The sequence below is a fragment of the Streptomyces hamibioticus genome (genome assembly GCF_047946815.1).
GTDB lineage: Bacteria > Actinomycetota > Actinomycetes > Streptomycetales > Streptomycetaceae > Streptomyces.
On the sequence record NZ_JBKKQY010000001.1, the window covers coordinates 6,247,222 to 6,269,695 of the forward strand.

At 71.8% G+C, this 22,474-nt stretch carries 21 protein-coding genes; 18 read left to right on the plus strand and 3 right to left on the minus strand.

Going from position 1 to position 22,474, the window contains the following annotated elements; translation table 11 throughout:
• Window positions 1-29: 29 nt before the first annotated feature.
• The gene (locus tag ACLGIH_RS28395; protein WP_416528122.1) at window positions 30-758 is read right to left on the minus strand and encodes a 3'-5' exonuclease; all 729 of its coding nucleotides are present in this window, start codon (window positions 756-758) and stop codon (window positions 30-32) included.
• A gap of 169 nt (window positions 759-927) precedes the next feature.
• Here ACLGIH_RS28395 and ACLGIH_RS28400 point away from each other — a divergent pair, with 169 nt between their 5' ends.
• From ACLGIH_RS28400 to ACLGIH_RS28415, 4 genes are all read left to right on the plus strand, one after another.
• A complete protein-coding gene (locus tag ACLGIH_RS28400; RefSeq protein WP_416528123.1) occupies window positions 928-1,494 on the plus strand; it encodes a DUF4365 domain-containing protein in 567 nt (188 codons plus the stop codon).
• Window positions 1,491-2,720 carry a hypothetical protein gene (locus ACLGIH_RS28405; RefSeq protein WP_416528124.1) on the plus strand — a complete coding sequence of 410 codons (1,230 nt, stop codon included), beginning with the start codon at window positions 1,491-1,493 and terminating at the stop codon, window positions 2,718-2,720. Before ACLGIH_RS28400 ends, ACLGIH_RS28405 begins: the two co-directional genes overlap by 4 nt.
• Window positions 2,721-2,840: 120 nt before the next feature.
• Window positions 2,841-4,817: a threonine--tRNA ligase gene (gene thrS, locus ACLGIH_RS28410; RefSeq protein WP_416528125.1), complete on the plus strand. Its 1,977-nt coding sequence runs from the start codon at window positions 2,841-2,843 to the stop codon at window positions 4,815-4,817.
• 106 nt (window positions 4,818-4,923) lie between these two features.
• The gene (locus tag ACLGIH_RS28415; RefSeq protein ID WP_416528126.1) at window positions 4,924-5,472 is read left to right on the plus strand and encodes an HIT family protein; all 549 of its coding nucleotides are present in this window, start codon (window positions 4,924-4,926) and stop codon (window positions 5,470-5,472) included.
• Between the two features lie 132 nt (window positions 5,473-5,604).
• On the opposite strand, the gene ACLGIH_RS28420 is transcribed toward ACLGIH_RS28415, so the two are convergent.
• Both ACLGIH_RS28420 and ACLGIH_RS28425 read right to left on the minus strand, forming a co-directional pair.
• The gene (locus ACLGIH_RS28420; protein ID WP_416528127.1) at window positions 5,605-7,266 is read right to left on the minus strand and encodes a hypothetical protein; all 1,662 of its coding nucleotides are present in this window, start codon (window positions 7,264-7,266) and stop codon (window positions 5,605-5,607) included.
• A 174-nt stretch (window positions 7,267-7,440) separates the two neighbouring features.
• On the minus strand, window positions 7,441-9,639 hold the full coding sequence (locus ACLGIH_RS28425) for an elongation factor G-like protein EF-G2 (protein ID WP_416528128.1): 2,199 nt from the start codon (window positions 9,637-9,639) through the stop codon (window positions 7,441-7,443).
• Between the two features lie 278 nt (window positions 9,640-9,917).
• Here ACLGIH_RS28425 and pgsA point away from each other — a divergent pair, with 278 nt between their 5' ends.
• The 14 genes from pgsA (at window position 9,918) to ACLGIH_RS28495 (ending at window position 22,401) form a co-directional block, all read left to right on the plus strand.
• Complete coding sequence (pgsA, locus tag ACLGIH_RS28430; protein WP_416528129.1) at window positions 9,918-10,589, plus strand: phosphatidylinositol phosphate synthase; 672 nt, start codon at window positions 9,918-9,920, stop codon at window positions 10,587-10,589.
• Window positions 10,586-11,518, plus strand: a complete 933-nt coding sequence (locus tag ACLGIH_RS28435; protein WP_416528130.1) for a phosphatidylinositol mannoside acyltransferase — start codon at window positions 10,586-10,588, stop codon at window positions 11,516-11,518. The genes pgsA and ACLGIH_RS28435 overlap by 4 nt, the downstream gene beginning before the upstream one ends.
• Window positions 11,515-12,678 (plus strand): glycosyltransferase family 4 protein, encoded by a 1,164-nt coding sequence (locus ACLGIH_RS28440; protein WP_416528131.1) that lies wholly within the window; start codon window positions 11,515-11,517, stop codon window positions 12,676-12,678. Before ACLGIH_RS28435 ends, ACLGIH_RS28440 begins: the two co-directional genes overlap by 4 nt.
• 156 nt (window positions 12,679-12,834) lie before the next feature.
• Window positions 12,835-13,377, plus strand: coding sequence for a LemA family protein (locus ACLGIH_RS28445; protein WP_416528132.1), 543 nt, complete (start codon window positions 12,835-12,837; stop codon window positions 13,375-13,377).
• A 113-nt stretch (window positions 13,378-13,490) separates the two neighbouring features.
• Entirely contained in the window at window positions 13,491-14,402 is a 912-nt protein-coding gene (gene pdxS, locus ACLGIH_RS28450; RefSeq protein WP_416528133.1) for a pyridoxal 5'-phosphate synthase lyase subunit PdxS, read from the plus strand.
• 7 nt (window positions 14,403-14,409) lie between these two features.
• Window positions 14,410-15,021, plus strand: coding sequence for a pyridoxal 5'-phosphate synthase glutaminase subunit PdxT (pdxT, locus tag ACLGIH_RS28455; protein WP_416528134.1), 612 nt, complete (start codon window positions 14,410-14,412; stop codon window positions 15,019-15,021).
• A 47-nt stretch (window positions 15,022-15,068) separates the two neighbouring features.
• Entirely contained in the window at window positions 15,069-15,821 is a 753-nt protein-coding gene (locus ACLGIH_RS28460; RefSeq protein ID WP_416528135.1) for a YebC/PmpR family DNA-binding transcriptional regulator, read from the plus strand.
• Between the two features lie 105 nt (window positions 15,822-15,926).
• Window positions 15,927-16,475, plus strand: a complete 549-nt coding sequence (gene ruvC / locus ACLGIH_RS28465) for a crossover junction endodeoxyribonuclease RuvC (RefSeq protein ID WP_416528136.1) — start codon at window positions 15,927-15,929, stop codon at window positions 16,473-16,475.
• Entirely contained in the window at window positions 16,472-17,077 is a 606-nt protein-coding gene (gene ruvA, locus ACLGIH_RS28470) for a Holliday junction branch migration protein RuvA (protein ID WP_416528137.1), read from the plus strand. The genes ruvC and ruvA overlap by 4 nt, the downstream gene beginning before the upstream one ends.
• Window positions 17,078-17,095: 18 nt before the next feature.
• Window positions 17,096-18,166, plus strand: coding sequence for a Holliday junction branch migration DNA helicase RuvB (gene ruvB, locus ACLGIH_RS28475; RefSeq protein WP_416528138.1), 1,071 nt, complete (start codon window positions 17,096-17,098; stop codon window positions 18,164-18,166).
• Between the two features lie 176 nt (window positions 18,167-18,342).
• Window positions 18,343-18,828 carry a preprotein translocase subunit YajC gene (yajC, locus tag ACLGIH_RS28480; protein WP_416528139.1) on the plus strand — a complete coding sequence of 162 codons (486 nt, stop codon included), beginning with the start codon at window positions 18,343-18,345 and terminating at the stop codon, window positions 18,826-18,828.
• 135 nt (window positions 18,829-18,963) lie between these two features.
• The gene (gene secD / locus ACLGIH_RS28485) at window positions 18,964-20,742 is read left to right on the plus strand and encodes a protein translocase subunit SecD (protein WP_416528140.1); all 1,779 of its coding nucleotides are present in this window, start codon (window positions 18,964-18,966) and stop codon (window positions 20,740-20,742) included.
• Window position 20,743: 1 nt separating this feature from the next.
• Window positions 20,744-21,865 carry a protein translocase subunit SecF gene (secF, locus tag ACLGIH_RS28490; protein WP_416528141.1) on the plus strand — a complete coding sequence of 374 codons (1,122 nt, stop codon included), beginning with the start codon at window positions 20,744-20,746 and terminating at the stop codon, window positions 21,863-21,865.
• The gene (locus ACLGIH_RS28495) at window positions 21,862-22,401 is read left to right on the plus strand and encodes an adenine phosphoribosyltransferase (protein ID WP_416528142.1); all 540 of its coding nucleotides are present in this window, start codon (window positions 21,862-21,864) and stop codon (window positions 22,399-22,401) included. The genes secF and ACLGIH_RS28495 overlap by 4 nt, the downstream gene beginning before the upstream one ends.
• The last annotated feature ends 73 nt before the right edge of the window (window positions 22,402-22,474 follow it).

Below are 22,474 nucleotides of genomic sequence, written 5' to 3' on the forward strand. Positions count from 1 at the left end.
GTCCGGCTTTCCGCTTCTCCCGCGGCGGGTCAGGCGGCCGCCGCCGGCTGGTCCGGACGCAGCGGCCAGGCCGGGTCCACCGCCTCCTCCGTGCCGCTCAGCGCGAACCACGCCTGGAGCCCCCGTGCCTGCGCCGCGTGCCACACCGCCTGCAGGGTGTGCAGTTCGGCGGGGGACAGGCGCTCCAGCCGCCCCGCGAAACGCCGCCCCACCGCCCGCACCACCTCCAGCGCCGCCTGAGCGTCGGCCGCCGCGTCGTGCGCGCCGTCCAGCGGGACGCCGTAGTGCGCGCACAGGTCGGTGAGGGTGCGCCGCCCCTTGCGGTAGCGGTCCAGGTGCTTGTCCAGCACCCGCGGGTCCAGGACGCACAGCGGCGTCCGCTCCAGCCAGCGGGTCAGCGACGAGGCGCGATGCCGTCGCAACTCCCGGTCCAGCAGCGTCAGATCGAACGGCGCGTTCATCACCACGAGGGGCCGTCCGGCACGGGCCTGTTCCGCCAGCACCTCGGCTATCTCGTACATCACCGGCGCCGGCCAGCGGCCGTTGCGCTGCAGATGCTCCTCCGTCAGCCCGTGCACGGCCGTCGCCGTCTCGGGCACCGGCACCCCCGGGTTCACCAGCCAGCGGCTCACCCGCGGCCTCAGGCCCGGGGCGTCCTGTACGACGACGGCGGCCGACACGATCCGGTCGGACTCGACGTCGACGCCCGTGGTCTCCGTGTCGAACGCGGCCAGCGGCCCCTCGTACCAGCACGTCATGGTCCCACAACCCCTCGATCACCCACGGCAGCTGACGCGCCGTCCACTGCCCGATTCGGTGATACCCGGGCTGTTTGCGGCGTACGCCGGAAGGACACAACAGGAGTACGGGTCTTTGCAGTTCAGCGGCCCACGGCGGGGAATCACCAGTTCTGGAAGGCTGTTGGCCATGGCCATAGCGCAGCCCGAACGGGGCGGGCTGCTGCCCGAGCGCGCGGCACCCACGCGCGGCACGCTCGCCACCACCGCCTGCATGGAGACGTTGCAGGTCGGCTATCTGCACGCGGTCGCCGCGGCGGCGGGCTGCTCGCTGTCCCAGCCCTTCCCGGACAACGGCATCGACTGGCACGTCAGCCACAGCGCGCCCGGGCACACCGTCGACGACGAGGTCACCATCAAGGTGCAGCTCAAGGCGACGTACCAGATCTCGCCGAGCCCGCCGGGCCGCTCCTTCTCGTTCACGCTCGACAACGAGCACCTGGCGAAGCTCGCCCGCACCCCGGTCTCGGTGCACAAGATCCTCGTCGTGATGATCGTCCCGCGGTCCCGGGACCAGTGGCTGCGGGCCGGCCACGACCGGCTCGACCTGCGGCACTGCTGCTACTGGACCAACCTCGCCGGACATCCGGTCACCGGCCGGCGCCGCACCACCGTGCGGATACCGACCTCACGCATCTTCGACGACCGGGCGCTGTGCGAGATCATGACGCGGGTCGGGACGGGAGGGAAACCATGACGCACCGCCCGACCGACGAGCCCCTGCGGGCCGCGCGCCCCCACCCCGCCGGCACCCCCTGGGACGGCCCGCCGCCCGAGCCCGGCACGGTGGACCCGGCCGTGCTCGCCGCCCTGCTGCACCGGCACGGCTGGCAGCGCCGCGGCGGCGCCCCCGGCCGGTACGGCCGCTGGACCCCGCCCGGGCCCGGCCACGGCGGCACCAGTCTGCTCGTGCCCGAGACCCGCGCCTTCCCGGACAGCGACGACCTGCTCGCCGAGGCTCTGCTCGCCCTGTCCCGCAGCGGCACGCCGTCCGCCCGCGAGGTCCTGGTCGCCCTCGCCGTACCCAGCGACGAGATCCGCTGGTGGCGCGATGTACCGGCCGGGCCCGGGGACGCCGCGACCTGGACCGTGGAGGACCGGCTGCGCACCGCCGCCCGCGCCGTGCTGCTCGCCGCGGCGCTCGCCACGCGCGCGCGGGCCGGCTACTTCGGGGCCCGGCACCGCCGCGCCGCCGCCGCGTTGCTGGAGAACGTCCTGGTCGCCCCCGACCCCGGCGGTCGCCGGCTGACCGCGTTCGTGCCCGTCGCCACCGGCCGCCCGCTCGCCGTCCGCCTCCACCAGGCGCTGCACGCCGCCCGCGAGGCCGTCGACTACCGGCGGGCCACCGGCGGTATGGACGCCTTCGACTCGGCCGTCGAGGCGGGCGTCAGCCGGGAGTTCACCGAGGCACTCGTCGCCCTGGTCCAGGGCACGGAGGGCGCCCGGATCGCCGTCGAGTGGGCCCCGGCCGCCGGGGATCCCGAGGGCAGCGCGGCCCCGCCCGAGCCCGTCGAGTTCTCGCCCGGCGACCTGCCCGCCCTGCGCGAGGCCGGCGTCCGCTATCTGCACGCCGAGCCGTCCGTGCCCGTGCGGATCACCGGCACGGTCGTCCGGATGCGCAGGTCCGGGCCGCGCGGCCCGGGCACCGTACGGCTGCGGGTGCTGGCCGGCGCGGAGATCCCGCACGTCCGGATCGCGCTGGAGGAGGACGCCTACCGCATCGCCGGCCACGCCCACCTCGTCGGGCTGCCGGTGCGGGTGCACGGCCGGCTGGAGAGCCGGGGCGGCTTCCGCCGGCTCACCGGCGCCGGCGAGGTGGTGCCGGTGCAGGTCGACGACGCCGAGCGGGACCGGCTGGTCAAGGCGCTCCAGGAGAACCAGGAGAGCATGGCCTTCTTCGAGGAGGTCTGCGGCGGGGACTGACGGCGGGGCGGCAGCGCCGAGGGACGGATTTCGCGGTGGGCGCCCCCGGGTCGGTACGATCCCAGGGATGCGTGCGCTCCGGTATGGCGCCGCGACCCCACCTTCAGTCAGGAGAGACCGGTGTCAGACGTCCGTGTGATCATCCAGCGCGATTCCGAGCGGGAAGAACGCGTGGTGACGACGGGCACCACTGCCTCCGAGCTCTTCGCCGGCGAGCGCTCGATCGTCGCCGCCCGGGTGGGCGGTGAGCTGAGGGACCTGTCGTACGCCCTGTCCGAGGGGGACGAGGTCGAGGGCGTCGAGATCTCCTCCGAGGACGGCCTGAACATCCTGCGCCACTCCACCGCGCACGTCATGGCGCAGGCCGTGCAGGAGCTGTTCCCCGAGGCCAAGCTGGGCATCGGCCCGCCGGTCAAGGACGGCTTCTACTACGACTTCGACGTCGAGAAGCCGTTCACGCCCGAGGATCTCAAGGCCATCGAGAAGAAGATGCAGGAGATCCAGAAGCGCGGCCAGCGTTTCTCCCGCCGCGTCGTCACCGACGAGGCCGCCCGTGAGGAGCTGGCCGGCGAGCCCTACAAGCTGGAGCTGATCGGCCTCAAGGGCTCCGCCTCCAGCGACGACGGCGCGGACGTCGAGGTCGGCGCCGGCGAGCTGACGATCTACGACAACCTGGACGCCAAGACCGGCGAGCTGTGCTGGAAGGACCTCTGCCGCGGTCCCCACCTGCCCACCACCCGGAACATCCCGGCGTTCAAGCTGATGCGCAACGCCGCCGCCTACTGGCGCGGCAGCGAGAAGAACCCCATGCTCCAGCGCATCTACGGCACCGCCTGGCCGTCGAAGGACGAGCTGAAGCAGTACCTGGAGTTCCTCGCCGAGGCCGAGAAGCGCGACCACCGCAAGCTGGGCAGCGAGCTGGACCTGTTCTCCGTCCCGGAGCAGATCGGCTCCGGCCTCGCCGTCTTCCACCCCAAGGGCGGGATCGTCCGCCGGGTCATGGAGGACTACTCGCGCCGCCGCCACGAGGAAGAGGGCTACGAGTTCGTCTACACCCCGCACGCGACCAAGGGGAAGCTCTTCGAGACCTCGGGCCACCTGGACTGGTACGCCGACGGCATGTACCCGCCCATGCAGCTCGACGAGGGCGTGGACTACTACCTCAAGCCCATGAACTGCCCGATGCACAACCTGATCTTCGACGCGCGCGGGCGTTCGTATCGTGAACTGCCCCTGCGCTTCTTCGAGTTCGGGACCGTGTACCGGTACGAGAAGTCGGGCGTCGTGCACGGCCTGACCCGGGCCCGCGGCTTCACCCAGGACGACGCGCACATCTACTGCACCCGTGAGCAGATGGCGGAGGAGCTGGACAAGACGCTCACCTTCGTCCTCGGCCTGCTGCGCGACTACGGCCTGACCGACTTCTACCTGGAGCTGTCCACCAAGGACCCGGAGAAGTTCGTCGGCTCCGACGAGGCCTGGGAGGAGGCCACCGAGACGCTGCGCCAGGTCGCCGAGAAGCAGGGGCTGCCCCTGGTCCCGGACCCGGGCGGCGCCGCCTTCTACGGCCCGAAGATCTCCGTCCAGGCCAAGGACGCCATCGGCCGCACCTGGCAGATGTCGACCATCCAGCTCGACTTCAACCTGCCGGAGCGCTTCAACCTGGAGTACACGGCCGCGGACGGCACCAAGCAGCGCCCGGTCATGATCCACCGCGCGCTGTTCGGATCGATCGAGCGCTTCTTCGCGGTGCTCCTGGAGCACTACGCGGGAGCCTTCCCGGCCTGGCTGGCCCCGGTCCAGGCGATCGGCATCCCGGTCGGCGACGCGCACGTCGAATACCTGGAGAAGTTCGCCGCGGCGGCGAAGAAGCGGGGTCTGCGGGTCGAGGTCGACTCCTCCTCCGACCGCATGCAGAAGAAGATCCGCAACGCCCAGAAGCAGAAGGTGCCGTTCATGGTCATCGCGGGTGATGAGGACATGGCCAACGGTGCCGTCTCCTTCCGCTACCGCGACGGCTCCCAGGAGAACGGCATCCCCGTCGACGAGGCCATCGCCAAGATCGCCAAGGTCGTCGAGGAGCGGGTCCAGGTCTGACCCACCGGCATCCGCCGGCCCGCACCGGCAGCCACCGGTTTCGGGGCCCCCGGGAGATCCCGGGGGCCCCGCCCTTCCGTCCGCCGGAACGCCATATGCTGCACGCATGACGAGTGAGCCGGAGCAGCAGTTGGGAGTGGGGACGCAGGACGCGTTCCAGCGCCTGTGGACGCCCCACCGGATGGCCTACATCCAGGGCGAGAACAAGCCGAGCGGCCCCGGGGCCGCCGACGGCTGCCCCTTCTGCTCGATCCCGGCCAAGTCCGACGAGGACGGGCTGGTCGTCCGGCGTGGGGAGCAGGTCTACGCCGTGCTCAACCTCTACCCCTACAACGGCGGTCACCTGATGACCGTCCCGTACCGCCACGTCGCCGACTACACGGACCTCACCGACGCGGAGACCGCCGAGCTGGCGCTGCTCACCAAGCAGGCGATGACGGCCCTGCGCACCGCCTCGGGCGCCCAGGGCTTCAACATCGGCATGAACCAGGGCTCGGTGGCCGGCGCGGGCATCGCCGCCCACCTCCACCAGCACATCGTGCCCCGCTGGGGCGGCGACACGAACTTCATGCCGGTCGTCGGCCACACACGGGTGCTGCCGCAGCTACTGGGCGACACCCGGAAGATGCTGGCGGAGGCGTGGCCGACGGACTGATCCGGTGCCGGGCGCCTGCACCGGCCGCCCGCCCGTCCGGCGCCTGAGAACGAGGCCGTGCGGGCCGGCGGGGGCCGGGGGCCGCAGCCCCCGGCGCGCGGGACGCCGCCCCACCGTTCGGCCGCCGGCGCCCTACGCGTCGTACAGGTCGGCCTTCTTCGGCGCCGGATCCTGTACCAGCCCGCTGAGCACCGCCGACCTCGCCCCGAACTTCTCGGTGTCCGCGCCGTTCTCCTCCAGCACCCGCATCGCCGCCGAGTGCACCACCCGCAGCACCGGTGTGGCCGCCCGCAAGGCGTCGTCGGCCATGAACCGGTGCCGCCACGGCTGGTCGGCCCAGGCGTGCCGCAGTCCGAACGGCTCGGGCAGCGTGATGGTGCCGCCGAGCCAGTTCAGCAGCGGCGGATAATAGGTCAGCGGCGCCCGCACGGCCAGCCGTACCACCTCGTTGGTGTTGACCAGCGGCAGCATCACCTTCCGTGTCTCCCACGGCTTGAAGGACTTCGCGACCTCCTTCGACGGTGCCTCCGGCTTGCCCATGAACAGCGGGTTCACCGGCCCCAGCGCGTGCCCGGTGACCTCGATCCGCAGCGTGGAGTGCAGCACCGTCACCGTGATCAGCATGGTGATGACCAGCTGCCCGTCCCACAGCGTCCACTGCACGCCCAGGTAGTGCCGGTCACCCGCGCCGAACTGCTGCTTGTTGCAGATCTCCTGTATCGCGTGCGGCTTGACCTGGTAGGCCTCGACGTCCGTGCCCTCCGGCCGGGACACCGCCTTGGCGTTCTCGCCGACCGGTGTGACGATCCAGTGCCGGACGGACGGCTTGGGGAAACCCCCGGTGTGCAGCGGGCCGCGCTCCAGCAGCGCCAGCTGGTCGTGGATGGACCGGATGACGTCCCAGCTGCGGAACGGGTGGATCTCCCGGTCGGGGTCGGCGGGCACCAGGTCCTCGGCGAGCTGCCAGCTGCCCCAGCGGGTGCCCATGCCGAGTATGCCCTTGGGACCGGCGTAGAAGACCGAGTTGGACTGCTGCTCGGCGCCGAGTCTGGCCAGGGACTGGCGCAGCTTCTCGGCCGCCGTCTCGTTGGGGTTGCTCGGCACCGCCTCGGGCACCTTGGCGCCGACGCTGCTCCCCGAGAGCAGGCCGTCCCACCGCTCACGCATGTCCCTGGCCGTGTGCTCGCAGATCCGCTTGGCCACGAACCAGCCGATCACCGGCGCCACGACCGCCGCGCGCGCGTACCAGCCCCAGAAGCCGCCGAAGGGCATCTTCAGCAGGAAGAGCACCGCGAGCGCGCCGACCGCCACGAGCACGGCGGTGGCGAGGGCGCCGGCCTGCTTGTTGTCCGTCTTGGAGACCGTGGTGCGGATCTGGAAGGCGAGCAGCCAGAGCAGCATGCCCGGCAGGAACAGCAGACCGCACACCGCCATCACGGCGGTCAGCCGGCTGTCCCGCTCCTTGCGGATGCGGTGGGCGGCCAGGCAGTGCTCGACGACCACCTGGGGCTCGGTGCCGAAGGACTGGATGAGCGGCTTGCGGTCCTCGCCCAGCATCCGGTCGATCACCGCGCGGGAGAACGCCTCGCCGAGGTTGGGGCGGAAGATCGTGGCCCACGACCGGCCGGGGTTGACGGTCGTCCGGTGCCATTCGTTGTCGGCGTTCTTGATGTCCGCGACCGGGTTGTCCCGGTAGGCCGCCGAGGCCAGCGCGAAGGTCGCCGTCTGGCTGGTGTCTCCCGTCCGCGGCACCTGTGGTCCGAAGAAGTCCGCGTAACCGTTGCCCACGGTCATTCCCGCCCCCGATCGCAGCCGCTCTCGCTCATGCGGCCTTCCCGACTTGCCCGCTCCGCACACCTGTTGATCAGGTCATCAGCGTATCCGCAGGCGCCGGCATACGTCGGCGGACGGCCGAAGCCGCCCACCGACGCCCGGTGAACGCGCCGTGCGAGCCGCGCTGTACAGCGACTACGCGCCGGCGTGCGCCTCTTCGCGGACCCGTTCCGCGATCTGCGGCGGCATCGGCTCGTGCCGCGCGTACCGGCGGCTGAAGCGCGCGGTGCCGTGGGACAGGGAGCGCAGATCCACCGCGTACCGGCCGATCTCGATCTCCGGTACCTCGGCCCGGATCAGGGTGCGCCCGCCGGCGGTCTGCTCGGTGCCGAGCACCCGGCCGCGCCGGCCGGACAGGTCGCTCATCACGGCGCCCACGAAGTCGTCACCGACCAGGACGCTCACCTCGGCCACCGGCTCCAGCAGATGGATCTTCGCGTCGGCCGCGGCCTCCCGCAGCGCCAGCGCGCCGGCCGTCTGGAAGGCGGCGTCGGAGGAGTCCACCGAGTGCGCCTTGCCGTCCAGCAGCGTGACCCGCACGTCGATCAGGGGATGGCCCGCGGCCACGCCCTTGGCGGCCTGCGCCCGCACGCCCTTCTCGACCGACGGGATGAACTGCCGGGGCACCGCGCCGCCGACCACCTTGTCCACGAACTCGATGCCCGAGCCGCCGGGCAGCGGCTCCACCTCGATCTCGCAGATGGCGTACTGGCCGTGCCCGCCGGACTGCTTCACGTGCCGCCCGCGCCCCGCCGCCCTGCCGCCGAACGTCTCCCGAAGGGCCACCTTGTGCGGTACGACGTCCACCTGGACGCCGTACCGGTTGCGCAGCCGCTCCAGGGCGACGTCGGCGTGGGCCTCGCCCAGGCACCACAGGACCACCTGGTGGGTGTCCTGGTTCTGCTCCAGCCGCATCGTCGGGTCCTCGGCGACCAGTCGGGCGAGGCCCTGGGAGAGCTTGTCCTCGTCCGCCTTGCTGTGCGCCTGGATGGCGAGCGGCAGCAGCGGGTCGGGCATCTCCCACGGCTCCATCAGCAGCGGGTCGTCCTTGGCGGAGATCGTGTCGCCGGTCTCCGCGCGGGCCAGTTTCGCCACGCAGGCCAGATCACCCGCGATGACGTGGCCGACCGGGCGCTGCTGCTTGCCGAACGGCGTCGACAGGGCGCCGATCCGCTCGTCGACGTCGTGGTCCTCGTGACCGCGGTCGGCCAGACCGTGCCCGGAGACGTGCACCGTCTGGTCGGCGCGCAGGGTCCCGGAGAACACCCGGATCAGCGAGATCCGGCCTACGTAGGGGTCGGAGGAGGTCTTCACCACCTCGGCGACCAGCGGCCCGCCGGGATCGCACACCGGTATCTCGCGCGGGGCGCCGTCGGGGGTGGTCACCCGTGGCGCCTCGCCCTCCAGCGGCGTCGGGAAGCCGCCGGTGATCAGCTCCAGCAGCTCGACCGTGCCGAGCCCCTGCCGGGCGCCCTGGGCCGCCGGGGCGGCGGCCAGCACGGGGAAGAACACCCCGCGCGCGACGGCCCGCTCCAGGTCCTGGACCAGCGTCTTGACGTCGACCGGCTCGCCGCCGAGGTAGCGGTCCATGAGGGTCTCGTCCTCGCTCTCGGCGATGATCCCCTCGATCAGCCGGTTGCGGGCCTCCTCGATCAGCGGCAGCTGGTCCTCGACCGGCTCGGACTCCTTGCGCTCGCCGGTCGAGTAGTCGAACAGCTTCTGCGACAGCAGGCCGATCAGACCCGTCACGGGCGCGTGCCCGTCGGGTGCCTGCGGGCCGCGCAGCGGCAGGTACAGCGGGAGCACGGCGTCGGGGTCGTCGGCGCCGAAGGCCTCCGCGCACATCCGCGTCATCTCCTCGAAGTCCCCCCGCGCGGACTCCAGGTGCGTGATGACGATGGCCCGGGGCATGCCGACGGCCGCGCACTCCTCCCACACCATGCGCGTGGAGCCGTCCACTCCGTCGGAGGCCGAGACGACGAAGAGGGCCGCGTCCGCGGCCCGCAGACCGGCCCTGAGCTCACCGACGAAGTCGGCGTATCCGGGGGTGTCGAGGAGGTTGACCTTGATGCCGTCCCACTCGACGGGCACCAGGGAGAGCTGTACGGAGCGTTGCTGCCGGTGCTCGATCTCGTCGTAGTCCGAGACACAGCCGCCGTCCTCGACGCGGCCCGCCCGGTTCACCGCTCCCGCCGTCAGGGCGAGAGCCTCCACCAACGTGGTCTTGCCCGATCCGGAGTGGCCGACCAGCACCACATTCCGTACGGACGTGGGATGGTCGGCCGCCTGTGCCCTGCCGGCGGCTCCGGGGTGTGTGTGCGCCTTGTCGCCCATAACCTTGCCTCCCGTGCACGGGTGAGGTCCTGTGGGCGCGGACACGCGGGAGACACCCCCAGAGGGGGCACCCCCGGCTGGGCGGCTCCGGCGACGCCCGCGGTTCTTCGAGCTTTCCACTCCCGTCACGCCGCGTCCATACGAGCGACCCGGTCCCGCCGCCCGCCGGGCTCCCGGACGGGCCTCGGGTCCCGGCCGTCGGCCAGGCGCGCGCGTGACTACGATGGGCCAGCCGACGGCCACCAGGGGCCGCGGCGACACCGACCGTCGGGAAGGCCATGCTGAACAAGTACGCGCGTGCATTCTTCACGCGTGTCCTCACACCGTTCGCCGCGTTTCTCATCCGCCGGGGAGTGAGCCCGGACACGGTCACGCTGATCGGCACCGCCGGTGTGGTGGCGGGAGCCCTGGTCTTCTACCCCATGGGCGAGTTCTTCTGGGGCACGGTCGTGATCACGCTGTTCGTGTTCTCCGACCTCGTCGACGGCAACATGGCCCGCCAGCTCGGCCGCTCCAGCCGCTGGGGCGCCTTTCTGGACTCCACACTGGACCGGGTCGCCGACGGCGCGATCTTCGGCGGCTTCGCCCTGTGGTACGCGGGCGGCGGGAACGACAACGTCCTGTGCGCGGTCTCGATCTTCTGCCTGGCCAGCGGCCAGGTGGTGTCCTACACCAAGGCGCGCGGCGAGTCGATCGGTCTGCCGGTCGCCGTCAACGGGCTGGTCGAACGCGCCGAGCGCCTGGTGATCTCGCTGGTGGCGGCCGGACTCGCGGGCCTGCACGCGTTCGGGGTGCCCGGGATCCAGTACCTGCTGCCGGTGGCGCTGTGGATCGTGGCCGTCGGAAGCCTGGTCACGCTGATCCAGCGGGTCGTCACGGTCCGCCGGGAGTCCGCCGAGGCGGAGGCCGCGGACGGGCAGGAGACGCAGGGGAGCGAGGCCGCGAAGTGAGCGCCCAGGAGCGGCTGACCGACGCGCTGTACGGCGTCGGCTGGAGCACGGTGAGGAAACTCCCCGAGCCGGTCGCCGTCCGGCTCGGCCGGACCATCGCGGACGTCACCTGGAAGCGGCGGGGCGCGGCGGTACGGCGCCTGGAGAGCAACTACGCGCGCGTGGTGCCCGGCGCGAGCCCGGAGCGGCTCGCCGAGCTCTCGCGCGCGGGCATGCGCTCGTACCTGCGCTACTGGATGGAGTCCTTCCGGCTGCCCGCCTGGAGCCCCGAGCGCATCAGGGCGGGGGTCGACGTGAAGGACCTGCACCTCCTGACCGAGGGCATGGCCGCGGGCAAGGGCGTGATACTGGCCCTTCCCCACCTGGCCAACTGGGACCTGGCTGGCGCCTGGGTCACGACCCGGCTGGGCATCCCGTTCACGACGGTCGCCGAGCGCCTGAAGCCGGAGACGCTCTACGACCGATTCGTCGCCTACCGCGAAGGCCTCGGCATGGAGGTCCTGCCGCACACCGCCGGCGGTGCCGCCTTCGGCACGCTGGCCCGGCGGCTGCGCGGCGGCGGCCTGGTCTGCCTGGTCGCCGACCGCGACCTGTCGGCCTCCGGCGTGGAGGTCGAGTTCTTCGGCGAGGCGGCCCGGATGCCCGCGGGGCCCGCCCTGCTCGCCCAGCAGACCGGCGCCCTGCTCCTGCCGGCCACCCTCTGGTACGACGACTCGCCCGTCATGCGGGGCCGGGTCCATCCGCCGGTCGAGGTGCCCGGGTCGGGCACGCGCGCGGAGAAGACGTCCGTCATGGCACAGGCGCTGGCCGACGCCTTCGCCACGGGGATCGCCGAGCACCCGGAGGACTGGCACATGCTGCAGCGCCTGTGGCTGAAGGACCTGGACCCCGCGACGGCTCCCTCGGACTCCGGGAAGGGGAGCCTGTGAGGATCGGCATCGTCTGCCCGTACTCCTGGGACGTACCGGGTGGCGTCCAGTTCCACATCCGTGACCTGGCCGAGTACTTCATCCGGCTCGGGCACGAGGTGTCCGTCCTCGCGCCCGCCGACGACGACACCCCGCTGCCGCCGTACGTCGTCTCCGCCGGCCGCGCGGTGCCGGTGCCGTACAACGGCTCGGTGGCCCGGCTGAACTTCGGCTTCCTGTCGGCGGCCCGGGTGCGGCGCTGGCTGCACGACGGCGCGTTCGACGTGATCCACATCCACGAGCCGACCTCGCCGTCGCTGGGCCTGCTGACCTGCTGGGCGGCGCAGGGCCCGATCGTGGCCACCTTCCACACGTCCAACCCGCGCTCCCGCGCGATGATCGCCGCGTACGCCATCCTCCAGGCGGCCCTGGAGAAGATCAGCGCGCGCATCGCCGTGAGCGAGTACGCCCGCCGCACGCTCGTCGAACACCTCGGCGGTGACGCGGTCGTCATCCCCAACGGCGTCGACGTCGATTTCTTCGCCGGGGCCGGTCCCAGGCCCGAGTGGCAGGGCGAGACCATCGGGTTCATCGGTCGCATCGACGAGCCCCGCAAGGGCCTGCCGGTGCTGATGCGGGCCCTGCCGAAGATCCTCGCCGCCCGCCCGAAGACCCGGCTGCTGGTCGCCGGGCGGGGCGACGAGGAGGAGGCCGTGGCGAGCCTGCCGGCGGAACTGCGCTCCCGGGTCGAGTTCCTCGGGATGATCAGCGACGAGGACAAGGCCCGCCTGCTGCGCAGCGTCGATCTGTACGTGGCCCCCAACACCGGTGGCGAGAGCTTCGGCATCATCCTGGTCGAGGCCATGTCGGCGGGCGCCCCCGTCCTCGCCTCGGACCTGGACGCCTTCGCCCAGGTCCTGGACCAGGGCGGGGCCGGGGAGCTGTTCCCCAACGAGGACGCGGACGCCCTGGCGGCGGCGGCCGTACGGCTGCTGGCGGACCCGGTGCGACGGGAGGAACTGCGGGCACGGGGGAGCGCCCACGTGCGGCGGTTCGACTGGTCGACGGTGGGAGCCGACATCCTCTCCGTCTACGAGACGGTGACGGCCGGCGCGGCGGCCGTGGCGACGGACGACCGGGCGACGGGGCTGCGGGCGAGGCTCGGGCTGGCGCGGGACTGAGGTGGCGGGCGCTCCTGAGCGGACCTCCGCGAAGCAGCCCGTCCGGCTTCCGAGGACACGGCCGTCCGGGCAGCAGCGCGGGTCCGGGGGCGGCAGCCCCCGGCGACGTTCACCACGGGAAACCCGGCGGACCCACCCCCGGTAGATTGACCGCCCGTGACCGCAACCCTGATCTGGATCCTGGTCGTCCTCGTGGCGATCGGCCTGTACCTGAGCTGGACCGCCGGACGGCTGGACCGCCTGCACGCCCGGATCGACGCCGCCCGGGCCGCCCTCGACGCACAGCTGCTGCGCCGGGCCTCCGTGGCCCAGGAACTGGCCACCTCGGGAGTCCTCGATCCGGCCGCCTCGATCGTGCTGTACGAGGCCGCGCACGCCGCCCGGCAGGCCGAGGAGGAGCAGCGCGAGGTCGCCGAGAGCGAGCTGAGCCAGGCCCTGCGCGCGGTGTTCGCCGAGCCGCAGCAGGTCGACGTGCTCCGCGAGGAGCCCGGCGGGGAGGAGGCGGCCCACGAGCTGACCGAGGCCGTGCGGCGCGTCCCGATGGCCCGGCGCTTCCACAACGACGCCGTCGGCGCCGCCCGCAGGCTGCGCGAGCACCGCAAGGTCCGCTGGTTCCGGCTGGCCGGGCACGCCCCCTTCCCACTGGCCTTCGAGATGGATGACGAGCCACCGACGGCACTGACGGACCGCTCGGCCTAGCCGCCCTCAGCCGGAAAACAATCCACCGGCTTCCCATTGGCCCTTGCTGTGGCCTGCACCCTTCACGTTTCCTCGGTGCTGCAGAAACCCTCTTTCTCTTCAGCGAGGTACCCGTGTCCAGCACGCTCTCCGAAAACCAGGCCCCCGAGACCGGCACCGCGCGCGTGAAGCGCGGTATGGCCGAGCAGCTCAAGGGTGGCGTGATCATGGACGTCGTCACGCCGGAGCAGGCCAAGATCGCCGAGGACGCGGGCGCCGTCGCGGTCATGGCCCTCGAGCGCGTCCCCGCCGACATCCGCAAGGACGGCGGTGTGGCCCGCATGTCCGACCCGGACATGATCGAGGGCATCATCGAGGCGGTCTCCATCCCGGTGATGGCCAAGTCCCGCATCGGTCACTTCGTCGAAGCCCAGGTCCTGCAGTCCCTCGGCGTCGACTACATCGACGAGTCCGAGGTGCTCACCCCGGCCGACGAGGTCAACCACTCCGACAAGTGGGCCTTCACCACCCCCTTCGTCTGCGGTGCCACCAACCTCGGCGAGGCCCTGCGCCGCATCGCCGAGGGCGCGGCCATGATCCGCTCCAAGGGCGAGGCCGGCACCGGCAACGTCGTCGAGGCCGTCCGCCACCTGCGCCAGATCAAGAACGAGATCGCCAAGCTGCGCGGCTTCGACAACCACGAGCTGTACGCCGCCGCCAAGGAGCTGCGGGCCCCGTACGAGCTGGTCAAGGAGGTCGCCGAACTGGGCAAGCTCCCGGTGGTGCTGTTCTCCGCCGGTGGCGTCGCCACCCCGGCCGACGCCGCCCTGATGCGCCAGCTCGGCGCCGAGGGCGTCTTCGTCGGCTCCGGCATCTTCAAGTCCGGCGACCCGGCCAAGCGCGCCGCCGCCATCGTCAAGGCCACCACGTTCTACGACGACCCGAAGATCATCGCGGACGCGTCCCGCAACCTCGGCGAGGCCATGGTCGGCATCAACTGCGACACCCTCCCCGAGACCGAGCGCTACGCCAACCGCGGCTGGTAACACTCCTATGCCGAACGAAGCCCCTGTCATCGGCGTCCTGGCCCTCCAGGGCGACGTACGGGAGCACCTCGTCGCCCTGGCCGCGGCCGACGCCGTGGCCAGGCCGGTGCGGCGCCCCGACGAACTCGCCGAGGTGGACGGCCTGGTCCTGCCGGGCGGCGAGTCCACCACCATCTCCAAGCTGGCCGTCCTCTTCGGCCTGATGGAGCCGCTCCGCGCGCGCGTGCGGGACGGCATGCCCGTCTACGGCACCTGTGCGGGCATGATCATGCTCGCCGACAAGATCCTCGACCCGCGCTCGGGCCAGGAGACCATCGGCGGCATCGACATGATCGTGCGCCGCAACGCCTTCGGCCGGCAGAACGAGTCCTTCGAGGCCGCGGTCGGCGTCGAGGGCATCGCGGGAGACCCCGTGGAGGGCGTCTTCATCCGCGCGCCCTGGGTGGAGTCGGTCGGGGCCGGGGCCGAGGTGCTCGCCGAGCACGACGGCCACATCGTCGCCGTCCGCCAGGGCAGGGCGCTGGCCACGTCCTTCCACCCGGAGCTGACGGGCGACCACCGCGTGCACCGCCTGTTCGTCGACATGGTGCGCGCCGACCGGGCGGCGGGATCCTTGTAGGATTCTGGAGTTCGTACAGAGATGGGTAACGCGAAGGAGACAGGCAGATGTCCGGCCACTCTAAATGGGCCACGACGAAGCACAAGAAGGCCGTCATCGATGCCAAGCGCGGCAAGCTCTTCGCGAAGCTGATCAAGAACATCGAGGTCGCGGCGCGGATGGGCGGCGCCGACCCCGACGGCAACCCGACGCTGTACGACGCCATCCAGAAGGCCAAGAAGCAGTCGGTTCCCAACAAGAACATCGACTCCGCCGTCAAGCGTGGCGCGGGCCTCGAGGCCGGCGGCGCCGACTACGAGACGATCATGTACGAGGGCTACGGCCCGAACGGCGTCGCGGTGCTCATCGAGTGCCTCACCGACAACCGCAACCGCGCCGCCTCCGACGTCCGCGTGGCCATGACCCGCAACGGCGGCTCCATGGCCGACCCGGGCTCGGTGTCGTACCTGTTCAACCGCAAGGGCGTCGTCATCGTCCCCAAGGGCGACCTGTCCGAGGACGACGTCCTCGCCGCCGTCCTGGACGCGGGCGCGGAGGAGGTCAACGACCTCGGTGAGAACTTCGAGGTCCTCAGCGAGGCCACCGACCTCGTCGCGGTCCGCACCGCCCTGCAGGACGCCGGCATCGACTACGAGTCGGCGGACGCCAACTTCGTCCCGACCATGCAGGTCGAGCTGGACGAGGAGGGCGCCAAGAAGATCTTCAAGCTGATCGACGCGCTGGAGGACAGCGACGACGTGCAGAACGTCTTCGCCAACTTCGACGTCAGCGACGAGGTCATGGAGAAGGTCGGAGCGTAACGCGCGCACTGGCTCAACGGGCCGACGGGACACACCCCGTCGGCCCGTCGCTTTGTCAGTGCTACCCGATAGCCTGCACAAACAGGTGATCGATGGGAGGGGCGCGTGCGCGTACTGGGGGTGGACCCGGGACTGACCCGCTGCGGGGTCGGGGTCGTGGAAGGCGTCGCCGGACGGCCGCTGACCATGCTGGGCGTCGGTGTCGTCCGCACCCCCGCCGACGCCGACCTGGGCCGGCGCCTCGTCGCCGTCGAGCGGGGCCTGGAGCATTGGCTGGACGAGCACCGGCCGGAGTTCGTCGCGGTGGAGCGCGTCTTCAGCCAGCACAACGTCCGCACGGTCATGGGCACCGCCCAGGCCGGCGCCGTCGCCCTGCTGTGCGCCGCCCGCCGCGGCATCCCCGTCGCCCTGCACACGCCCAGCGAGGTCAAGGCCGCCGTCACCGGCAGCGGACGCGCCGACAAGGCACAGGTCGGAGCCATGGTCACCCGCCTGCTGCGACTGGACACACCGCCCAGGCCCGCGGACGCCGCCGACGCCCTCGCCCTCGCCATCTGCCACATCTGGCGGACCCCCGCGCACAACCGCCTCCAGCAGGCCGTCGCCCTGCACGCAGCCAAAGCACCCACCGCACCGAAAGGCCGTAGGTCATGATCGCCTTCGTCAGCGGCACGGTCGCCGCCCTCGCCCCCGATGCCGCGGTGGTCGAGGTCGGCGGCGTCGGCATGGCCGTCCAGTGCACGCCGAACACCCTGTCCACGCTCCGCCTCGGCCGGCCGGCCAGGCTCGCCACCTCGCTCGTGGTCCGGGAGGACTCCCTCACCCTGTACGGCTTCGCGGACGACGACGAGCGCCAGGTCTTCGAGCTGCTCCAGACCGCCAGCGGCGTCGGCCCCCGCCTGGCCCAGGCGATGCTGGCCGTGCACAGCCCGGACGCCCTGCGCAGAGCGGTCTCGACCGGCGACGAGAAGGCGCTGACGGCCGTCCCGGGCATCGGCAAGAAGGGCGCCCAGAAGCTGCTGCTGGAGCTCAAGGACCGCCTCGGCGAGCCGATCGGCGCCCCCGCCGTCGGCGCGCCGGCCGGCACCGGCTGGCGCGACCAGCTGCACGCGGCCCTGATCGGCCTCGGGTACGCCACCAGAGAGGCCGACGAGGCCGTGGCCGCGGTGACCCCCCAGGCGGAGGCCGCCGAGGGCACGCCCCAGGTGGGGCAGCTGCTGAAGGCGGCCCTGCAGACGCTCAACCGCGCCCGATAGCCGGCTAGGAGACTTTCAGTGAACTGGGACGACACGACCGACACCGACGCCGGGGAGCGCCTGGTGGGCCCTGTCGCCGACCGCGAGGACCAGGCCGTCGAGGCCGCGCTGCGCCCCAAGGACCTGGGCGAGTTCATCGGCCAGGAGAAGGTCCGCGAGCAGCTCGACCTCGTCCTGCGCGCCGCACGCGCGCGTGGCGCCACCGCCGACCACGTGCTGCTCTCCGGCGCGCCCGGCCTCGGCAAGACCACCCTGTCGATGATCATCGCGGCCGAGATGGACGCTCCCATCCGCATCACCTCCGGCCCCGCCATCCAGCACGCCGGCGACCTCGCCGCGATCCTCTCCTCCCTCCAGGAGGGCGAGGTCCTCTTCCTCGACGAGATCCACCGCATGTCCCGGCCCGCCGAGGAGATGCTCTACATGGCGATGGAGGACTTCCGCGTCGACGTCATCGTCGGCAAGGGCCCGGGAGCCACCGCCATCCCGCTGGAACTGCCGCCGTTCACCCTGGTCGGCGCCACCACGCGCGCGGGCCTGCTGCCGCCCCCGCTGCGCGACCGCTTCGGCTTCACCGCGCACATGGAGTTCTACGAGCCCGCCGAGCTGGAGCGCGTCGTGCACCGCTCGGCGAGCCTCCTCGAGGTCGAGATCGACACCGCCGGCGCCGCCGAGATCGCGGGCCGCTCCCGCGGCACCCCCCGCATCGCCAACCGCCTGCTGCGCCGCGTCCGCGACTACGCCCAGGTCAAGGCCGACGGCGTGATCACGCAGGAGATCGCCGCGGCGGCCCTGGCGGTGTACGAGGTCGACGCCCGCGGCCTGGACCGGCTGGACCGGGCGGTCCTTCAGGCCCTGCTGAAGCTGTTCGGCGGCGGACCGGTCGGCCTGTCGACGCTCGCCGTCGCGGTGGGGGAGGAGCGCGAGACGGTCGAGGAGGTCGCCGAGCCCTTCCTGGTCCGCGAGGGCCTGCTGGCCCGCACCCCACGCGGCCGGATCGCCACGCCCGCCGCATGGTCGCATCTCGGCCTGACCCCGCCTTCCTCGCAGGCGGCGGGAAAGGGACAACAGGACCTGTTCGGTGCGTGACGGCGCCGCCACGGCGAGCACACTGGCCGGAGCAGGAACTCCGGTGCCATGCTGGGCGTTGTTCCATGCGCGCGGACTCGCTTAGACTCCGCCGATGCCGCCTTTGCCGGCGGCGCACAACACCCCCAACCATCAGGCCGCTCACCATCGCGGTCGTGTGAAGGAAGTACCGACCCGTGAGTCTCGTGACCCTCCTCCCGTTCATCGTGCTCATCGGGGCCATGTTCCTGATGACCCGGTCGGCGAAGAAGAAGCAGCAGCAGGCCGTCGAGATGCGGAACCAGATGCAGCCCGGTTCCGGCGTCCGCACCATCGGGGGCATGTACGCCACGGTCAAGGAGGTCAACGAGGACACGGTCCTCCTCGACGCCGGCCCGGGCGTCGAGCTGCTCTTCGCCAAGAACTCGATCGGCGCCGTCCTGTCCGACGACGAGTACAACCGCATCGTCCACGGCATCGAGCACGACCTGAAGGCCGACACGGACGTCGTCCCGGACGACGCCTCCTCCCTCACCGGGACCGACGCCGCCGTCGCCGATGACGAGCCGGCCGTCGACCTCGGCAAGAAGGACGCCGACGAGGCCACCGCCGACGCCGCGACCACCCATGCGGCCAAGGACGAGCAGGCCAAGAAGTCGGACGGCGACTCCGAGGCGAAGTAGCAGCCGTGCTCCGGGGCGCGCGGGCCGTACCCGCGCGCCCTCGGACATGCGCGGCTCCCACGGGAACCCGACACCATGTCATGGCCGCCGGCACGCCGACCCGGCACGAGGCGGCCCGAGAGGGAGTACGAGAAGGTGGCAGCACCTAAAAAGGGGCGGGGCGCGGGCGCCCAGAGCAAGCCGTGGCGCGCACTGGCCCTGATCCTGATCGCCATTGTGGCGCTCACCGGGGGAATGTTCGCCTCCGGACACACCACTCCGCGTCTCGGCATCGACCTGGCCGGCGGCACCAGCATCACCCTGCGGGCGGTCGCGGAGCCCGGTCAGGAGTCCGCGATCAACCCGACCAACATGGCCACGGCGGTCTCCATCATGGAGCGCCGGGTCAACGGCCTCGGCGTCCAGGAGGCCGAGGTCCAGACGCAGGGCCAGCGGAACATCATCGTCAACATCCCCAAGGGCACCGACTCCAAGGAAGCCCGGGAACAGGTCGGCACCACCGCGAAGCTCTACTTCCGCCCGGTCCTCGCCACCGAACTCTCCGGCGGCCCCACGACGGGCAGCCCCACGCCGACCCCCTCCGGCAGCGCCTCGGACAAGGCCACCGACAAGGCCGAGGACGAGGCGACCGACCCGTCCGCCTCCGCCTCGGCCGACCCGTCGGCGAGCGCCACCACCCAGGGCCGCGCCGCCAGTGACGCCCTGAAGGCCGACCCGACCCCGTCCGCCACGGGCTCCGACAAGGCCTCCCCGTCCCCGAGCGGCAGTGCCTCCGGCGGCGCCAAGGACGACACCGCCAAGCTCCAGGAGGCGTACGCCAAGCTGGACTGCACCGACGCCGAGGCCCGTGCCGAGGCCGGAGCCGGCGTCAAGCCGAGCGAGCCCACGGTGGCCTGCGGCGAGCCAGAGCCAGGGCAGTGGCAGAAGTACCTGCTCGGCCCCGCCGAGGTCGACGGCACGGACATCGACGAGGCCCAGGCCGTCCTGAACACCCAGTCCGGCGCCGGCTGGACCGTGACGATGAAGTTCACGGACAAGGGCGCCGACAAGTTCGCGAAGATCACCGGCAAGCTGGCGCAGAACCAGTCCCCGCAGGACCAGTTCGCCATCGTCCTCGACAACGAGGTCGTCTCCAGCCCGTACGTCCGCCAGGCGCTCACCGGCGGCCAGGCCGAGATCTCCGGCAGTTTCCAGCAGCAGGAGGCCGAGAGCCTCGCCAACATGCTGTCCTACGGTGCGCTGCCGCTGAGCTTCAAGGAGGACAGCGTCACCACCGTCACCGCCGCCCTCGGCGGTGACCAGCTCAGGGCCGGACTGATCGCCGGTGCGATCGGCCTCGCCCTGGTCATCATCTACCTGCTGGCCTACTACCGCGGTCTGTCCTTCATCGCGATCATCTCGCTGTTCGTCTCGGCCGCCCTGACGTACACGATCATGTCCCTGCTGGGACCGGCCATCGGCTTCGCGCTGAACCTGCCGGCCGTGTGCGGGGCCATCGTCGCCATCGGCATCACCGCGGACTCGTTCATCGTCTACTTCGAACGCGTCCGCGACGAGATCCGCGAGGGCCGCTCGCTGGCCCCCGCCGTCGAGCGGGCCTGGCCGCGCGCCCGGCGCACCATCCTGGTCTCCGACTTCGTGTCGTTCCTCGCCGCCGCGGTGCTCTTCGTGGTCACCGTCGGCAAGGTGCAGGGCTTCGCCTTCACGCTCGGCCTGACCACGCTGCTCGACGTGGTCGTCGTGTTCCTCTTCACGAAGCCGCTGCTGACGCTGATGGCCCGCAGGAAGTTCTTCGCCAGCGGCCACAAGTGGTCCGGTCTCGACCCGAAGAGCCTGGGTGCGAAACCGCCGTTGCGCCGTACCCGCCGTCCCGCCCGCCCGGCCGTCGGCCCCGTCGAGACCAAGGAGGCGTGAGATGTCGAAGCTCGGCAACATCGGCGCCCGACTGCACCATGGCGAGATCGGCTACGACTTCGTCAAGAACCGCAAGATCTGGTACGGCATCTCGATCCTGATCACCATCACGGCCATCGTCGGCCTGGCGGTGCGCGGCCTGCACATGGGCATCGAGTTCCAGGGCGGCGCCGTCTTCACCACGCCGAAGAACGTGAGCGCCTCGGTCTCCCAGGCCGAGCAGTACGCGGAGGAGGCCTCCGGCCACGACGCGATCGTCCAGAAGCTCGGCGACGGCACCCTGCGCATCCAGGTGGCGGGCACCGGCACCGAGCAGTCGGACCGGATCAAGGAGGACCTCGCCAAGGACCTCAAGGTCGAGGCGGAGAGCATCAACGCCGAACTGGTCGGCCCCAGCTGGGGAGACCAGATCGCCAACAAGGCGTGGCAGGGCCTCGGCATCTTCCTCGTCCTCGTGGTGATCTATCTGGCGATCGCCTTCGAGTGGCGCATGGCGCTGGCCGCGTTCGTCGCGCTGATCCACGACATCACCATCACGGTCGGCATCTACGCCCTCGTCGGCTTCGAGGTCACACCGGGCACGGTGATCGGTCTGCTGACCATCCTCGGCTACTCGCTCTACGACACGGTGGTCGTCTTCGACAGCCTCAAGGAGCAGACGAGGGACATCACCAAACAGACCCGCTGGACCTACGGCGAGATCGCCAACCGCTCGATCAACAGCACCCTGGTCCGCTCCGTCAACACCACGGTGGTCGCGCTGCTGCCGGTGGCGGGCCTGCTGTTCATCGGCGGCGGCGTCCTCGGCGCCGGCATGCTCAACGACATCTCGCTGTCGCTGTTCGTCGGCCTCGCGGCCGGTGCCTACTCCTCGATCTTCATCGCCACGCCGCTCGTCGCCGACCTCAAGGAGCGCGAGCCGCAGATGAAGGCGCTCAAGAAGCGCATCCTCGCCAAGCGGGCGCAGGCGGCGGCGAAGGGCGAGTCCCCGGACGCGCCGTTCGCCGACGAGCCGGCCGACGACGCCCCCCTGGAAGCCGCCGCGCCCGCGGTCGTCGGCCCGCGCAGCCAGCCCGCGTCCCGCGCCCGGGGCCGTGGCCGACCCTCGGGGAAGCGCCGGTGACCGACATCAGGGAGCTGCTGCTCAGCCGCATCCGTGACGTGGCCGACTATCCGCAGCCGGGCGTGGTGTTCAAGGACATCACCCCGCTGCTGGCGGACCCGGCGGCGTTCACCGCGCTCACGGACGCCCTCGCCGAGACCGCCGAGCGCACCCGGGCCACCAAGATCGTCGGTCTGGAGGCCCGCGGCTTCATCCTCGGCGCCCCGGTCGCCGTCCGCGCGGGCCTCGGCTTCGTCCCCGTACGCAAGGCCGGCAAGCTCCCCGGAGCCACGCTCGGCCAGGCCTACGACCTGGAGTACGGCTCGGCCGAGATCGAGGTGCACGCGGAGGACCTGACCGCCGACGACCGGGTCCTGATCGTCGACGACGTCCTCGCCACCGGGGGCACGGCCGAAGCCTCCGTGCAGCTCATCCGCAGGGCGGGCGCCCAGGTCGCCGGCCTCGCGGTGCTGATGGAGCTGGGCTTCCTGGGCGGCCGGAGCCGAGTGGAGCCGGTCCTGGACGGCGCCCCTCTCGAAGCGCTGCTCACGGTGTAGCGACCCGGCGGGGGACCGGCGACACCGGTACGACATCAAAGGGGCGGGCCCGGAGGAATCCGGCGCCCGCCCC

Bases quoted from the DNA above. Each gene is read 5' to 3' on its own strand.
- ACLGIH_RS28395 (WP_416528122.1), bottom strand. From the start codon at position 758: ATGACGTGCTGGTACGAGGGGCCGCTGGCCGCGTTCGACACGGAGACC.
- ruvA (WP_416528137.1), top strand. From the start codon at position 16,472: ATGATCGCCTTCGTCAGCGGCACGGTCGCCGCCCTCGCCCCCGATGCC.
- ACLGIH_RS28415 (WP_416528126.1), top strand. From the start codon at position 4,924: ATGACGAGTGAGCCGGAGCAGCAGTTGGGAGTGGGGACGCAGGACGCG.
- ACLGIH_RS28420 (WP_416528127.1), bottom strand. From the start codon at position 7,266: ATGACCGTGGGCAACGGTTACGCGGACTTCTTCGGACCACAGGTGCCG.
- ACLGIH_RS28400 (WP_416528123.1), top strand. From the start codon at position 928: ATGGCCATAGCGCAGCCCGAACGGGGCGGGCTGCTGCCCGAGCGCGCG.
- secF (WP_416528141.1), top strand. From the start codon at position 20,744: ATGTCGAAGCTCGGCAACATCGGCGCCCGACTGCACCATGGCGAGATC.
- ACLGIH_RS28425 (WP_416528128.1), bottom strand. From the start codon at position 9,639: ATGGGCGACAAGGCGCACACACACCCCGGAGCCGCCGGCAGGGCACAG.
- ACLGIH_RS28460 (WP_416528135.1), top strand. From the start codon at position 15,069: ATGTCCGGCCACTCTAAATGGGCCACGACGAAGCACAAGAAGGCCGTC.
- ACLGIH_RS28405 (WP_416528124.1), top strand. From the start codon at position 1,491: ATGACGCACCGCCCGACCGACGAGCCCCTGCGGGCCGCGCGCCCCCAC.
- pgsA (WP_416528129.1), top strand. From the start codon at position 9,918: ATGCTGAACAAGTACGCGCGTGCATTCTTCACGCGTGTCCTCACACCG.
- pdxT (WP_416528134.1), top strand. From the start codon at position 14,410: ATGCCGAACGAAGCCCCTGTCATCGGCGTCCTGGCCCTCCAGGGCGAC.